This window comes from Shewanella sp. H8, assembly GCF_040285065.1.
Taxonomy (GTDB): Bacteria; Pseudomonadota; Gammaproteobacteria; order Enterobacterales; family Shewanellaceae; genus Shewanella; species Shewanella polaris.
The window spans coordinates 1,373,860-1,388,675 of the sequence record NZ_CP157213.1 but is presented as its reverse complement, the minus strand read 5'-3'; the positions used below and the strand labels follow the sequence as shown (position 1 = coordinate 1,388,675).

The window sequence follows — 14,816 nt, the reverse complement described above, 5'->3', positions numbered from 1 at the left end:
ATAAATAGCTCAACTTCTGTTCTCGAGGTTGCGTTATTTATTAACCGTTATTTCACCATTAGATAATAAACAACAATAAGTAAGACGATGTTAAGCGGTAAAAACCGATTGTTCTAAATTGTCATTCAGGCGCTTAATATTCATTCAGTATGAATAAACTTTAATTTACTTTATTTGGTTGTTTACTATCACATTAGTGCTGCCGCTAATTTACATATAGTGCCACGCTATCAAACACCTACTTCACGATTAAGATCTTAAATTAACTTAATGTTAACAACAGCTAACATCTGGTCGGAGTTGTTACATTGATCGCACTTACCTAAGATGCCCTAAATTTTTGCCGTCAACTCTCTAAAGTGATTAAAATTAACTCGAAAACGGTAATAACAAATGGGAAATAATAATGAATAAATTCAACAAGACACTCATTGCTGCTGCAGTAGGTTTAATCAGCGCACAAACGTCTGCAGCTGGTTTCCAGTTAAACAGTCAATCCGCTACTGGTATTGGTCGTGCCATGGCTGGTGATGCTGTTATTGCTGACAACGCCTCAGTTTTATCTCGAAATCCTGCAGCAATGGCTCTTTTTGATGAAACAGCACTATCTTTAGGCGTCGTTTATGCTGATATTGATGTATCGGTATCTGATATAGAAGGCAGTTTTGCTGGACAAGATGTCGTTTTTGGTAGTGAACATGATGCGGCTGAAGCTAAACTCATCCCAAATTTTTATTATATCAATCCCATTAACGACAAAATGGCTTTCGGGGTTGCCGCATTCACTAACTATGGTACCGGTACCGACTTAGGTGACTTGTCAAACAGAGCTCCTACTATTAGCGGTAATGCTGTCGCACTTCCACCGCCAGTTGATTTATTAGGTAATACTGAAGTGGTTACTATTAATTTCAATACCAGTATGTCATACCGAGTAAATGATGAGTTTAGTTTTGGTTTCGGTATTGATGCTATTTATGCCAGCGGAACCCTAACTCGAACTAACGAGCAATTGGGTAGCTTAGTTGATGTTGATGCTGATGGTTGGGCATTAGGCGGGATTGTCGGAGTGGTTTATGAAGTCAACCCAGATAACCGCTTTGGTTTAAGCTATCGTATAAGCCCTAAACTCACAGCTAAAGGTGATGTGAACTACTTGTATTCTGAATACAATGAAATTGATATTCCACTTGCTGATATTGCTCAGTTTGCCGGTTTCCACCAGCTAACAGACAAATTTGCCGTGCATTATACGGCCCAATGGACTAATTGGAGTGCATTCGACAAAATCGTGGTTAAAGACGGCGAGAATGGTGTCGACAAAGCTGATTTAAAAGAATACCACTGGAAAGATTCGTGGTTCTTAAGTTTAGGCGCTACTTATAATCTTACCCAAGATTGGACTTTACGCGCAGGGTTAGCAACCGACCAAGGTGTGGTTGATCAGCATTCATCTTTATCTATCCCAGATTCTGACCGAACTTGGTATACCGCTGGTGTGAGTTACGATTTAAATCAACAATCTACCGTTGATTTTGGTGTTGCTTTGGTTCGCGGAGAAGATGTAACGGTGTTAGAAGATAGTAACCTTCTTGCACAAGTCGCTGGGTATAATAGTGAAATATCAGCTCAAACCCGCTCAAATGCTGTTTATTACTCAGTACAATATAACTACAGCTTTTAACTAGCTGTTTTTAAATATTAATATCTATTGTTTTTTTTTGCGCTCACTCACGACGGGCTAAAAAACCAAACGGATTCCACTAAGTCGCCGGTTATCTTTAATTGGCGGCTTTTTATATCAACATGTTCTAATTTATAAAGTTTTACAATTTATCGGTTGCTTAACTGGTTAAAGTCCATTAGAATTTTCTTATGAACATCAATCAAGGCTATCGCTATGTCTCACTTATCCAAAAAATTATTCTTCAGTGCCATCTTAGCCTCAATCATTTTACCCGGTGCTGCACAAGCCTCTGATGTTAAAACATTAACACTTGCATATTCCCAACAACTTCAACCACGACTTTACGATGCTAAAATTGAAGCAATTAAAGCAGCAACGGTGTCGGCGCAAACCTCAGGGCGAATAATAAAAATCTTGTTTGATGTGAACGATCTTGTTCCGCAAGGTGCGGCATTATTAGAGATAACCAACAAAGAACAAGGCGCTGGATTAGCGGGTGCCGAAGCTGAACTCGCAAAAGCAGAAGCCCTTAACAGCGAGGCTCAAGCGCAATATCTCCGTTATAAGACTTTGTTCCCAAAGGGAGCGATATCTAAAGGCGCAATGGATGAAGCCACTGCCAAAGCAAAATCCAGTAAACAAGCCGTCAGCGCAGCTCAAGCGTTATTAATTAAGGCGAAAGAAAGCTTAAATTATACTGTCGTTAGCGCGCCCTTTAGTGGCCGAATGACCCAACGTTTTATTGAATTAGGTGAAACGATATCCTACGGCCAAGCGTTATTTTCCGGTTACGATACTCAACACCTCAGAGTCGTATTTCAAATACCACAACAAGACGTAGCCCTATGGCAGCAACAGGATCAAGTAACCGTACAATTGTTCAACGGAGATAAAATCACTTCAAAAGAGATTAACGTATACCAATTTGCCGATCCGCAGACTCATCAACATCAAGTTAGAGTCAACCTTGATGCTAATAACATCGAAAATGTGACTGTTGGTGAGTGGAGTAAAGTTATAATAGACATTCCTAGCGAACCCAGTTTAATGATCCCACTATCAGCTATACACCAAGTCAGTGATTTGACGTCTGTATACCGTAAAAATGCAGATAAGGTAGTACTCAATCAAGTGCGTATAGGCCGAATTGATACTAAAAATAATACTGCAGAAGTATTATCCGGCCTCATGGTTGGTGACGAAATTGTTATTGACGCCGGCCGTTATTTAATTAATTCCTCAGCAGCACAAGCTCAGGAGTAATCTCAATGACAACACCAAATGATTCAAAAAAACTCGGTATTTCTGGCTCCATAGCAAAGACATTTCAACATAATGCCATTACACCTTTGTTAGCCATTTTGGGGTTATTACTCGGTATTTTTGCCGTAATCATCACCCCAAAAGAAGAAGAACCTCAAATTGATGTCACTTTTGCTGATGTGTTTATTCCCTACCCTGGTGCTACACCCACAGAAGTAGAGAATCAAGTTACCTTGCCAGCAGAACGCATCATTTCTGAAATAAAAGGGATTGATACGCTTTACTCCTTTTCTCAGCCTGATGGCGCGCTCATTATTGCCATTTTTGAAGTTGGGGTTCCACGAGATGAAGCCGTGGTTAATTTATATAACCAACTTTACTCAAATAGCGACAAGTTTAATCATGCAGCAGGTATTGGTCAGCCGTTAATCAAACCCAGAGGCATTGACGATGTGCCAATAGTAGGATTAACGCTTTGGTCTAAAGACCCTAGCATGACGGCAGAGCAACTCACCTTAGTTGCATCAGGTCTAGAAACTGAACTAAAACGGATACCGGGTACACGAGAGATTTATACCCAAGGTGGCCATGAAATAGTGTTAAATGTGCGTATAGATCCGGTGAAAATGAACAGCTTCGGGGTGACATTTACCGATATCAGTAACGCACTGCAGAATAATAACCAAGCGTCGACCCTCGGTTCGATGACGCAATATAATCAAGAAATTAAGCTGCAAACGGGTCAGTTTTTACAAACTCCGGATGATGTCAGTAATCTATTAATCAAAGTGAATCAACCCGAGGCAACTACAGAACAAACTCCATTGCCTCAAGCAGTATATTTATCTGATATTGCCAATGTAAGTCTTAAAAGCGATATCCCCAAACAACACGTTTGGCATGTAACAGATAAAGGCACTTATCCTGCTGTTACTATCGCAATCGGTAAACAAGCCGGTCAAAATGCCGTTGATATTGCTAATGCTGTGTTAGCTAAAATCGATGCCGTCGATAATGTGTTAATTCCAGATAATGTTGACGTTGCAGTCTCCCGAAACTACGGTAAAACAGCCGGAGATAAATCCAACACCCTTATATTCAAGCTGATTTTTGCTACATCTGCAGTTGTGCTCTTGGTGTTTTTCGCCATGGGATTACGCGAGTCAGCCGTGGTCGGTGTTGCGATTATTATCACTCTCGCCATTACCCTGTTTGCATCTTGGGCATGGGGATTTACGTTAAATCGGATTTCATTGTTTGCACTTATTTTCTCTATTGGTATTTTGGTCGATGATGCCATCGTGGTGGTAGAGAATATTCACCGACATATGGCAATGAGTGATAAACCCATTGGTGAACTTATTCCTCATGCCGTTGATGAGGTGGGCGGACCAACAATATTAGCCACCTTTACGGTAATTGCAGCGTTATTACCTATGGCATTTGTATCAGGACTAATGGGACCATACATGAGCCCAATTCCAATTAATGCCAGCATGGGGATGATTATTTCATTGTTAATCGCCTTTATTATGACGCCTTGGCTAAGCAACCATTTACTTAAGCCTCATAAAACGTCATCTAGTTCAAATAGTGCAGCGACAAATACTGGCATTGCGGTTGAAGAAGACAATCGATTAACACGTTTGTTTACGCGAATAATGAGTCCTTTTTTAATCGGCGAGCATGCCCCAAAAGCACGTAAAGGCTTAGCTTTAGGGATCATATTATTGATTGTCTTTGCTACCGCCTTACCTGTAATGCAAGCTGTGGTATTAAAAATGCTGCCTTTTGATAATAAATCAGAGTTTCAGGTGATGGTCGACATGCCTGAAGGAACTCCTGTGGAGCAAACACAAAGAGTACTACAAGATCTTAGTCAATATCTCAGCAATGTAGAAGAGGTTGAGCATTTACAGTTGTACGCCGGTACACATGCTCCAATGAACTTTAATGGTTTGGTACGACATTATTTTTTACGTAGCAGCCAAGAGCTGGGAGAAATCCAAGTTAATCTAGTGGATAAGAAACATCGCGACCGTGACAGTCACACGATTGCATCATCTGTACGCGAACCATTGCAACAAATTGGTCTACGCTATCAAGCCAATATCAAGATTGTTGAAGTGCCTCCAGGACCGCCAGTTTGGTCCCCTATCGTAGCCGAGGTTTATGCACCTAACACTGAGTTACGTGAGCAAGCAGCCAATGACTTGTTACAGCGTTTCAAAGATACTGAATACGTTGTTGATATGGATATCTATCTGCCAGCACAGCAACAGAAATGGCAAGTCATTATTGACCGTAATAAAGCCAGTTTAATGGGGGTTTCTTATGCAAGTATCGTGGAAGCTATCAGCACTGCTGTTGATGGTAAGGATGTCAATTATTTACATCAAGAACAGTTAATGCAGCCCACGCCGATAAGATTACAGCTTGATGAAGCGGCTAAATTGGACTTAAAACAAGTATTGCTATTACGTTTGCCGAGTCAGTCAGGTAGCACAGTACCATTGGCTGAATTAGTAAAAGTACATCAACAGACTATTAATGCACCGATTGTTCATAAAAACATGGTGCCAATGATCATGGTCATTGCTGATATGGCAGGCCCAACAGGCAGCCCTCTTTATGGGATGTTCGACATGGTTAGTCAAATTAATCAACAAAATGAACAAGGTGACTCAAGCTATCCTATTCAACAAAACTTGGTTAATCAGCCTGATGGATTAACAGATGTATCTATTTTATGGGACGGTGAATGGAAAATAACTTATGAAACCTTCCGCGATATGGGTATTGCATATGCCGTTGGCATGATCGCCATTTACTTACTCGTAGTGGGTCAATTTAAATCTTATATTGTGCCACTCATTATCATGGCGCCAATTCCATTAACTATTATCGGCGTTATGCCAGGACATGCTTTGTTAGGCGCTCAATTCACCGCGCCTTCTATGATAGGCATGATAGCGCTAGCCGGCATTATTGTTCGAAACTCAATATTGCTAGTTGATTTCATTAATCAACAAATAGCCGCAGGCGTGCCTTTAGAGCAAGCTGTTATCCACTCTGGCGCGGTACGGGCAAAGCCCATTATGTTAACAGCATTAGCGGCAATAATTGGAGCATTATTTATTATTGATGACCCCATTTTTAATGGTTTGGCCATCAGTTTAATTTTCGGGATTTTTATCTCAACCATTTTAACGTTAGTCGTTATTCCGGTGTTGTATTTTTCTGTGATGAAACATAAACACACGATTAAAGAAAGTTAACTTATTATTTTGCAAACAGGGCAAAGCCCAATAGGAAGTTAAAAATGTCATTAGAAAGATGTATTATAGCCTTTGGCGGTTTTATGGTTTTACTGTCCGTAGTGCTAACCGTAACCGTCAGCCCATATTTTGTCTGGCTTACTGTATTTGTAGGCGCTAACCTATTCCAGAGTGCATTTACAGGTTTTTGTCCTGCCGCGATAGTAATGAAAAAAATGGGCATCAAAACTGCTGCTGAAATAGCCTTAAGTAAATAACAAGGAAATAATTGTGTTTAAAAAATCTATACTGTTGCCTGCCAAATTTATATTGGCACTCTTAGTCATGTTAACTGCATCATTAATGCCTACGTTGGCAGCAGAGCAAGATCCTAGCGTTGCATGGGAAAAAATAGACCGCGGTGTCATGTTAATTGATGTGCGCACAGCTGAAGAGTTTGCTGCAGGCCATATTCACAGGGCAATTAATATTCCCTTTGAGAATATCGTACCTGAGTTAGCAAAACTCAATATCACTAAAGATACTGAAGTAGTTCTTTATTGTCGCAGTGGTAATCGTAGTGGTATGGCACAGGAATCACTCATTAAACAAGGTTATAGCAACACCTATAATGCTGGTGGTTTAGATAACTTGATCTCCGAAAGAAAACCTCACTAACAATATAAAACTACAGTTATAGACAGTGATTTTATTGATCATATCTAACAGTTTATCGTATTGATATCCTCATCATATCAATACGATAAACCTTGTCATTATCACTGCCTACATTTAGCCTGTAAAACATTATTTACGTACAATATTAGATAATTATTCATTAGCATATAATGGATTAATTTATGCACTTTTAAATTATACGACTTCATAATTTTAGTCTTTATAAATCAGGGCAATAATACATTCCCGAGTCAACCATTAGTGCATCTTAATTCAACTTTAACGAGTTTTAACTCAACCCAATACATTCATCAGTACCCATTCATTGATAAAAAACATTAACATACTGTTTACATGTGACAGAAATATGATTACCTTTTAAACAGGTAAGCAGAATAAGCTTATCAATAAAACATAATTATAAAAGACATTACGTCCCCTGATTAACATGGAAGATAATATGAAAAATCATAAAAACCCAGCTGTCGTGCTTAGCATGACTGCACTCGCTTTGGCTATTTCAACTCAAGTCAACGCAGCACCAGCCCCTTCTCAACTCTCAGCAACTAACCAACAGATTCAGCAAGAATCTCCCCTACCTAAACGTTATATTGTTAAATTTCGAAATGACAATGCCGCACAAACATTGAGTAGTAGTGCAGCAATACAAAATTTGGCTGTAGAAACAGACAGCAATAGCATGTCTTATGAACCTCGTTCAAATGAAGTATTCACTCAGTATAGAGCGTTAAATAGCGTTAAAGCACGAGAAATGAAACGTGTTGGTCGTAGTAATAGTTACTCGGTGAAACTCGACTCGCCTTCGATTAAAGCATTGCGTTTGCGTCAAGACGTTGAATATGTAGAAGAGGATTTGCCTCGTAGACTGCTCGCAGAGACAACGCCTTGGGGACAAACTTTTGTTGGTGCAACAGTCTTAAGTGACAGCCAAGCAGGTAATCGTACTATCTGTATTATTGATTCTGGTTATGACCGTAGCCACAATGATTTAAGTGGTAACAATGCAACTGGTACCAATAATTCAGGCACAGGTAACTGGTATCAACCAGGTAATAATAATGCTCATGGTACTCATGTAGCAGGTACCATTGCCGCTATTGCTAATAGTGAAGGTGTTGTTGGGGTAATGCCTAATCAAAATGCCAATATTCACGTTGTTAAAGTATTTAATGAGGCAGGATGGGGTTACTCGTCATCATTAGTAGCCGCTATCGATACCTGTGTTGATTCAGGTAACGCAAACGTTGTCACCATGAGCTTAGGTGGCAGTGGCTCAACAACCACTGAGCGCAATGCATTAACGGCTCATTACAATAATGGAGTGTTATTAATTGCGGCGGCGGGTAATGCTGGCGACAGTTCTTATAGCTACCCAGCATCTTATGATAGCGTTATGTCTGTTGCGGCAGTTGACAGCAATCTCGATCATGCTGCTTTTTCACAGTATACAGACCAAGTTGAAATTTCGGGACCCGGTGAGGCAATTCTATCAACGGTAACCGTCGGCGAAGGTCGTTTAGCTGATATAACCATTGGTGGCCAATCATACTTTAACAATGGCGTAGTACCGCACAACCGCTTAACGCCATCAGGGAGCAGCTATACTGCTGCACCTATTAACGCGAGTGCTACGGCCACACTGGCTGAATGTACCGTGAGTGGGTCTAGCTTTAACTGCGGTAATATGAGCAACAAAATTTGTTTAGTTGAACGTGTTGGGAATCAAGGTTCTAGCTATCCCGAAATAGACTCAACAAAGGCCTGTAAAGATGCTGGTGCATCTGGGATCATCGTCTACAGTAATAGTGCGTTACCTGGCTTACAAAATCCATTTTTGGTTGATGCTAATAGTGACATAACCGTTCCATCTGTCTCTGTAGATCGTGCTACGGGTCTGGCACTTAAAGCCCAAATAGGCCAATCCGCTACGGTAAGTAACCAAGGTAATGAAGATTACGAATATTACAATGGTACCTCAATGGCAACACCACATGTGTCAGGGGTAGCAACATTGGTGTGGAGTTACCACCCGGAATGTAGCGCCAGTGAAGTACGTGCAGCATTAAATGCAACAGCAGATGACCTAAGCGTTGCCGGTCGTGATAACCAAACAGGTTACGGTATGGTCAATGCAACCGCAGCAAAAGCTTACCTAGACGAATCATGTAATGGCCCAACCGATCCGGGAACAGGTTCTGGTGACAGCGTACTTGAAAACGGTGTGGCAAAAACAGCTTTAGCTGGTGCTAAAAACGATGAGTTATATTTCTCGTTAGATGTTCCTGCAGGCGCAAGTGATTTAAGTTTCACCATGAGTGGTGGTACAGGTGATGCTGACTTGTATGTACAGTATGGCGCATCTCCTACCAGCAGTAGTTACGACTGTCGTCCATGGAAAAGTGGTAATGCTGAATCTTGCCCAATAGCAACACCTCAATCTGGTACCTACTATGTGATGGTACAAGGTTACAGTGCATTTAATGGTGTAGGTTTAGTGGCTAACTACACCGCTGGTAGCACTGGTGGCAGCAACACAGGCGGCCCTGCTAGCTACACTAATACTGGGAATTATACGATCCCAGACAACAGCACTACTGGCATTACTAGTCCTATAACGGTTAGCCGCAGTGGTGATTCTGGAACGGTATCAGTGTCTATAGGAATTATTCATACTTATATTGGTGATTTAAAAATCCAGTTAGTTAGCCCTACGGGCCAAACTGTTGTACTGCATAACAACGCTGGTGGTGGTACTGATAATCTAACCCAGACTTACACAGCTAATATGGCAGGTGTTGAGTCAAGTGGTATATGGACATTGAAAGCAGTTGATAATGCCAACCAAGACACCGGATATATCGATACTTGGAGTTTAAGCTTCCAATAATATAGTTCGGTTGAACATAAAAATAGCCACATAATGTGGCTATTTTTTATTCATTAGTTAATGGGGGGTTAACTTTAATATTATGGTACTTTCAGTCCAACAGGTTGCTGATTTTTAGTAATAACGTCAAATATTGATGCAAAAGAGTTTGGTGTACTTACATCGACGGCAAGCTTTAATCGGCGAGCAATATCATTAGCAGATAATACGCCTCGAATAGTATGATTTTCTCGATCTAACACTAAACAATGCTGTTGCCCTGCTGACTGTAATGTCTCAATCACATCACCTATTCGTGCATAACTTAAATCGTCAAAATCAATCGCTTTAAGTTGTTCCTTAGGGATCATAAAATCAGCAACCGTAAGCTGTTCACGCTGATGTCCCGCAGCAACACGTTTTAATATCTCTTGATTTTGTAAAGACTCATAACTGATTAAGCCGATAAATCGATCTTTATTATCGATCACCAATTTTAGACGTACATGAGACTTCTGCATTAAATGTTCAACGTTTACAGCTGATGTACTCGATTCAATAACTTGTGGAGTTACTTTCTTAAAATCAGTAAACACATTTATAGCCGAAGAAAGCATCGAAATGTCTTCATGAGCTTCTGGCGAGGTCAATTCATCAATTCTTTCAATTGGGTACAGGGCTAATTGCTTCACAATAACATCCTTAATCAATAACTATCGTAAAAATAAAACATCATATATATTAATGATTTAGTCAGTCATTTGATGTTTACTATCTGATTTGATTATCTGCCTGTGTTTTTATTAGTACAAGACCCATTTAATTAAACTTAATTAACCATTGCTAAACTAAGGTTGAAATCACTTTATTGTCGTTACAAATATGGTTCAGACCGCTACTTACTTTAATATTTCAGGCTCGATCAACACACTATCATTTGCATCAGATAACCACACTTGCCCCTCGCTTATGCTGACTTGTAATGCCATATTTCGATTAACAAATACCTCCATTTGTTTGACCGCCTCTTCAGGAAAATTGATCACCGTTAAATTATTGTATCGGATGAAGGCTTGCTGGTTTTGTTGCCACCAAATAGGCACACTTCGACCACCATAAGTATATAGAATGACTTGTTTTGATCGTCCACAAGCTTTTCTGAGCCACTTTTCGTCCGCTTGACCAAACTCAACCCAAAGATCGATTTCACCACTCAAGCTTTTGTCCCAAAGCTCTGCTTCATCATCAACGCATAAACCTTTACTAAACACTAAACTATCTGATGCATTTAAGGCGAAAGCCAGTAAACGTACCATCATACGAGTGTCCGTTTCAGATGGGTGTTGTGCTAGGGTAAATTGATGATCCGCATAATAATGACGATCCATATCAGCAATCTGCAGTGATACTTTAAAAACGGTAGCTTTAGCAGCCATATAAGGGTTCCAAACAATATAAAAAAACGAGTCTACTACAAAGTAGACTCGTCATAATAGAATATCTGGAAAAACGCTTTAAATCGCGCCAGGTCGTAGATGTTTTGCCATCGGGAAATGTGCACTGAACTGAGCGATTTGAGCAACAGAAGAAACGATTAGCATACGACTTCCTTGTTCATATTGATGTGTGATATCACTTACTAAAGGAATAACGTCTCTGTTTGCATCTCGCCTTAATAATTCATTAATCTCACTATCCAGCGCACTATCGCTGTAGATCACGTCTAACGTCTGTAACAAAGGCATTGCAGCAATCGGGAGTAAATGTGCCGGCGTATCCACAGTCAACAAGAGGATTTCCCCCTTAACACCAAAGTTGTCAAAGGCCTCTAGATAGCGCTGTTCTGTTGACGAATCAAATTTATCTTGGTTAATGGTAAAAAACCGCTCCCAAAACAATCGTCTATCTTTTCCAGCAAGCAATTTATTTTGTACTTCTTCGCGTTTACTGGCAACAAAATCAAACAGAGGGGCTAACGATGACGGTAGCATTGTCTCGAGGCGGGAACGAATAGTTCGCGCAAAAACTGGCGCTGCACCTGCGGTACTTATCGCAACCACTAACCGACCGCGATCCACTATCGAAGGCGTAATAAATCGACAAAATTTAGGACTATCGACCACATTCACCCAAATCCCCCGCTCAGTTGCCAATTGCGCAAAATCCTTGTTCAATTGCTCATCGGCAGTAGCAAGATAAATGATATCAACATTGGCAATATCATCACTGCGCACTTCGCGGCGAGACAACTGAATGCGCCCTAGGGAATAATAATGTTCAATATCGTTGGCAACCGTTGGTGCTATTACATGAATATGAGCATCTGTACGAGACAACAGATCTAGTTTACGAGTGGCAACCTCACCAGCACCCACCAATAAGACCCGCAGACCTTGAGTATCAACAAATAATGGGAAATATTGCATTAACCTACTCAGTCTTCAACGATAGGGAATTGATGTTGTATCCATGCACGGTAACCACCAATCATTGAGGCAACTTGCGTATAACCCATAAGCTGTAAGTTATAGGCAGATAATGCTGCACGTTGACCTGCTCCACAATAAAGTAATATTGGGGTATTTTCATCTGGGAAACGATGCTCTATATCACGTTCAATAATGCCACGACTGAGGTGTTTTGCATTAGGTAAATGTCCTTGTAACCACTCGCTATCTTCTCGTACATCAATTAATTGCAATTGATCTTGTTGTTGATATTGTTCAATCGTTAACAAAGTTACATGGGGTAAAACAGAATCAACCAAACTAGCGAATGCTGGTGATGCTTGCATAATACTTCCTTAAGATAGGTAACGTCACTCATCCGTGACACATTAAGTATCCAATACGTCATAAACTTAAAAGTGGTTTCACAAAATTATTTATATGCTCACACTGGTTGACTAAAAACGATCTTATCCAAGTGCTTATTCATTATGCATTTCACTTTTTGGGGAACTGCATTGCCAACACAATTCAAAACTTCCTTCGTTAATTTCATGGCATTGAACACATTGCCATTGAGGTTGCTCGATATCGAGTGCATCAAGTAACGTTTGCGCAGCGACAAGTTGATTATTTGCTACCCATAACTCGACCGTCTGCATTTCTATAGGCAAACCGCCGACACCACCAATGAGTGCCTCGCCTTTAAGATCAACTTCAATGCCACTGGTTTCAAGTAACCCTTTCCATGTGTGAGCCTGCAGTAGATTACCACCGGCCAATAATACTTTTCGTTGTTCCATGCGTTATCCTGCTGCATTGCTCTTGCTGGCAAATTTGTTTTATCCTACTTCCTCTATCAAAATCTGTCGAGTCTTGTTTATAAGTTGGACATTTGCCATAGACAATGGTTATGTTAACTATATACAAGCTATTCGCATTTAATAACATTATAAGCGGGTTTCTACATGACAAAAATAGTCTTAAAAGGTGTATTTCAAATCACAGCTTGGAATGAATCGACTTATGCTGAACACGACAATAACAGCAAACAAACCATTGCTGAAATTACTCAAACTTATTCTGGTGATATCAATGGTTCAGCTCAAATTCGCTATGTAATGTCATATCAAAATGGGGAGGCTGCGGTATTTGTTGGAATGGAGTACTTAACCATAAACACGCCAGAAATAGCTGGCACCATAGTGTTACAACATAATGGGGTATTTTCACAAGGTGTTGCCCAAAGCCAGTTCAATATAATCGCTGACTCGGGTACCGAAAACTTGCATCAATTTATTGGTCACGGTGAGTTTACATCAACTGAAAACGGCCAAGCTGAATACCTCATTACCTTAGATCATGACTAAGATAACTATTTCTCGTTTGGAGACGAATGTAGGTACATTTAGAGTATCTGGCACTATGACGTTAACTTCACTGATTTTAAACGCTATTGAAATACTCGGCAGTGATGGATGGGAAGCTCTGATAATCGATCCACAAACTCAATGGTACAAAACGTTAATTGCTGCCTGTGAAGTGCATTTAGCAGAACAAAAGAAGTTAACTTAGCCATAAAAAGAAACCCCAGCAAGCTGGGGTTTCTTTTTAGTGATTAAGATTAATAATACCTATTAAGGCATCATTGAAGGTTGATCTGCACCTTCTTTCTCAATCTCTACTGGTAACATATGCTCACGGTTAATACCCAATTTAATGGCTAAATAACTTGCCACATAAATCGATGAGTATGTACCAACAAAAATACCTAATAACAATGCAGTTGCAAAGCCATGGATCATTGTGCCGCCTTTTAAAAACAGCGCTATAACGGTAATTAATGTAGTACCTGTGGTAATAACAGTACGACTCATAGTCTGAGTGATTGAGGTATTTACAATCTCTACTGGAGTAGCTTTACGCATTTTAAGGAAGTTTTCACGGATACGGTCATACACTACGATAGTATCGTTAAGTGAGTAACCCACAACCGTTAATAAACCTGCCAATACAGTCAAGTCAAACTCAAGCTGTAATACCGAAAATACCCCTAAGGTTACAATAACGTCATGTGCTAACGCGGCAACAGAACCTGCAGCTAAGCGCCATTCAAAACGAAAGGATACATAGATAAGAATACAAATTAAGGCAACAATAACCGCTAAGCCACCCTGCTCAGCTAATTCCTTACCGACTTGTGGCCCAACAAATTCAACACGTTTTTGAATCACGCCTGAATCAATTGACTGGGCTGCAGTTAATACTGCCGCAACCTGCACATCGCTTTTTAGCTCATTTCTGACGGGTAGACGAACTAAAATGTCGCGGCTTGAACCAAAGTTCTGTACCACTGCACCTTCTGCTTCATCTGTCGTCATTGTTGCACGTAAAGCATTTAAGTCGACTGGAGCTGAAAACTCCATTTCAACAACCGTACCACCGGTAAAGTCTAATCCCCAGTTAATACCTTGGACGCCTAACGACACAAAAGAAGCAATAACTAAGATCAACGACATAACACTAATAGGAAGTGCATGACGAAGGAAGTCGACGGTGTTCTTTACTGAAAATATCTGCAACATATTCAACTTCTC

Annotated in this window: 14 protein-coding genes; 8 read left to right on the top strand and 6 right to left on the bottom strand. The window is 40.3% G+C overall.

From position 1 onward, the window contains the following. The first annotated feature begins 406 nt into the window (after nucleotides 1–406). The 6 genes from ABIS04_RS06090 (at nucleotide 407) to ABIS04_RS06065 (ending at nucleotide 9,793) form a co-directional block, all read left to right on the top strand. A complete protein-coding gene (locus tag ABIS04_RS06090; RefSeq protein ID WP_350432904.1) occupies nucleotides 407–1,684 on the top strand; it encodes an outer membrane protein transport protein in 1,278 nt (425 codons plus the stop codon). A 216-nt stretch (nucleotides 1,685–1,900) separates the two neighbouring features. Continuing rightward, nucleotides 1,901–2,950, top strand: a complete 1,050-nt coding sequence (locus tag ABIS04_RS06085; protein WP_137221768.1) for an efflux RND transporter periplasmic adaptor subunit — start codon at nucleotides 1,901–1,903, stop codon at nucleotides 2,948–2,950. A 5-nt stretch (nucleotides 2,951–2,955) separates the two neighbouring features. Further along, the gene (locus ABIS04_RS06080) at nucleotides 2,956–6,228 is read left to right on the top strand and encodes an efflux RND transporter permease subunit (protein WP_350432903.1); all 3,273 of its coding nucleotides are present in this window, start codon (nucleotides 2,956–2,958) and stop codon (nucleotides 6,226–6,228) included. Between the two features lie 44 nt (nucleotides 6,229–6,272). Next, the gene (locus tag ABIS04_RS06075; RefSeq protein ID WP_350432902.1) at nucleotides 6,273–6,485 is read left to right on the top strand and encodes a DUF2892 domain-containing protein; all 213 of its coding nucleotides are present in this window, start codon (nucleotides 6,273–6,275) and stop codon (nucleotides 6,483–6,485) included. A 13-nt stretch (nucleotides 6,486–6,498) separates the two neighbouring features. Further along, nucleotides 6,499–6,885, top strand: a complete 387-nt coding sequence (locus tag ABIS04_RS06070) for a rhodanese-like domain-containing protein (protein ID WP_350432901.1) — start codon at nucleotides 6,499–6,501, stop codon at nucleotides 6,883–6,885. Between the two features lie 460 nt (nucleotides 6,886–7,345). Further along, on the top strand, nucleotides 7,346–9,793 hold the full coding sequence (locus ABIS04_RS06065; RefSeq protein ID WP_350432900.1) for a S8 family serine peptidase: 2,448 nt from the start codon (nucleotides 7,346–7,348) through the stop codon (nucleotides 9,791–9,793). Nucleotides 9,794–9,873: 80 nt separating this feature from the next. On the opposite strand, the gene ABIS04_RS06060 is transcribed toward ABIS04_RS06065, so the two are convergent. From ABIS04_RS06060 to ABIS04_RS06040, 5 genes are all read right to left on the bottom strand, one after another. Further along, entirely contained in the window at nucleotides 9,874–10,464 is a 591-nt protein-coding gene (locus tag ABIS04_RS06060) for a CBS domain-containing protein (protein WP_350432899.1), read from the bottom strand. A gap of 207 nt (nucleotides 10,465–10,671) precedes the next feature. After that, on the bottom strand, nucleotides 10,672–11,208 hold the full coding sequence (locus tag ABIS04_RS06055; protein ID WP_350432898.1) for a YaeQ family protein: 537 nt from the start codon (nucleotides 11,206–11,208) through the stop codon (nucleotides 10,672–10,674). A gap of 78 nt (nucleotides 11,209–11,286) precedes the next feature. Beyond that, on the bottom strand, nucleotides 11,287–12,198 hold the full coding sequence (locus ABIS04_RS06050; protein ID WP_350432897.1) for a bifunctional precorrin-2 dehydrogenase/sirohydrochlorin ferrochelatase: 912 nt from the start codon (nucleotides 12,196–12,198) through the stop codon (nucleotides 11,287–11,289). 8 nt (nucleotides 12,199–12,206) lie between these two features. Further along, entirely contained in the window at nucleotides 12,207–12,566 is a 360-nt protein-coding gene (locus ABIS04_RS06045; protein WP_350432896.1) for a rhodanese-like domain-containing protein, read from the bottom strand. 135 nt (nucleotides 12,567–12,701) lie between these two features. After that, nucleotides 12,702–13,022 carry a putative signal transducing protein gene (locus ABIS04_RS06040; protein WP_137221784.1) on the bottom strand — a complete coding sequence of 107 codons (321 nt, stop codon included), beginning with the start codon at nucleotides 13,020–13,022 and terminating at the stop codon, nucleotides 12,702–12,704. A gap of 165 nt (nucleotides 13,023–13,187) precedes the next feature. Between ABIS04_RS06040 and ABIS04_RS06035 the strand changes: the two genes are divergently transcribed. Then, on the top strand, nucleotides 13,188–13,589 hold the full coding sequence (locus ABIS04_RS06035; RefSeq protein ID WP_140233751.1) for a DUF3224 domain-containing protein: 402 nt from the start codon (nucleotides 13,188–13,190) through the stop codon (nucleotides 13,587–13,589). Nucleotides 13,590–13,644: 55 nt separating this feature from the next. After that, complete coding sequence (locus ABIS04_RS06030; protein ID WP_167495986.1) at nucleotides 13,645–13,794, top strand: hypothetical protein; 150 nt, start codon at nucleotides 13,645–13,647, stop codon at nucleotides 13,792–13,794. A 62-nt stretch (nucleotides 13,795–13,856) separates the two neighbouring features. On the opposite strand, the gene secF is transcribed toward ABIS04_RS06030, so the two are convergent. Then, nucleotides 13,857–14,804 carry a protein translocase subunit SecF gene (gene secF / locus ABIS04_RS06025; protein WP_137221790.1) on the bottom strand — a complete coding sequence of 316 codons (948 nt, stop codon included), beginning with the start codon at nucleotides 14,802–14,804 and terminating at the stop codon, nucleotides 13,857–13,859. Nucleotides 14,805–14,816 lie beyond the last annotated feature (12 nt).

Bases quoted from the DNA above. Each gene is read 5' to 3' on its own strand.
- ABIS04_RS06080 (WP_350432903.1), top strand. From the start codon at position 2,956: ATGACAACACCAAATGATTCAAAAAAACTCGGTATTTCTGGCTCCATA.
- ABIS04_RS06040 (WP_137221784.1), bottom strand. From the start codon at position 13,022: ATGGAACAACGAAAAGTATTATTGGCCGGTGGTAATCTACTGCAGGCT.
- ABIS04_RS06035 (WP_140233751.1), top strand. From the start codon at position 13,188: ATGACAAAAATAGTCTTAAAAGGTGTATTTCAAATCACAGCTTGGAAT.
- ABIS04_RS06045 (WP_350432896.1), bottom strand. From the start codon at position 12,566: ATGCAAGCATCACCAGCATTCGCTAGTTTGGTTGATTCTGTTTTACCC.
- ABIS04_RS06065 (WP_350432900.1), top strand. From the start codon at position 7,346: ATGAAAAATCATAAAAACCCAGCTGTCGTGCTTAGCATGACTGCACTC.
- ABIS04_RS06030 (WP_167495986.1), top strand. From the start codon at position 13,645: ATGACGTTAACTTCACTGATTTTAAACGCTATTGAAATACTCGGCAGT.
- ABIS04_RS06090 (WP_350432904.1), top strand. From the start codon at position 407: ATGAATAAATTCAACAAGACACTCATTGCTGCTGCAGTAGGTTTAATC.
- secF (WP_137221790.1), bottom strand. From the start codon at position 14,804: ATGTTGCAGATATTTTCAGTAAAGAACACCGTCGACTTCCTTCGTCAT.
- ABIS04_RS06055 (WP_350432898.1), bottom strand. From the start codon at position 11,208: ATGGCTGCTAAAGCTACCGTTTTTAAAGTATCACTGCAGATTGCTGAT.
- ABIS04_RS06050 (WP_350432897.1), bottom strand. From the start codon at position 12,198: ATGCAATATTTCCCATTATTTGTTGATACTCAAGGTCTGCGGGTCTTA.
- ABIS04_RS06085 (WP_137221768.1), top strand. From the start codon at position 1,901: ATGTCTCACTTATCCAAAAAATTATTCTTCAGTGCCATCTTAGCCTCA.
- ABIS04_RS06075 (WP_350432902.1), top strand. From the start codon at position 6,273: ATGTCATTAGAAAGATGTATTATAGCCTTTGGCGGTTTTATGGTTTTA.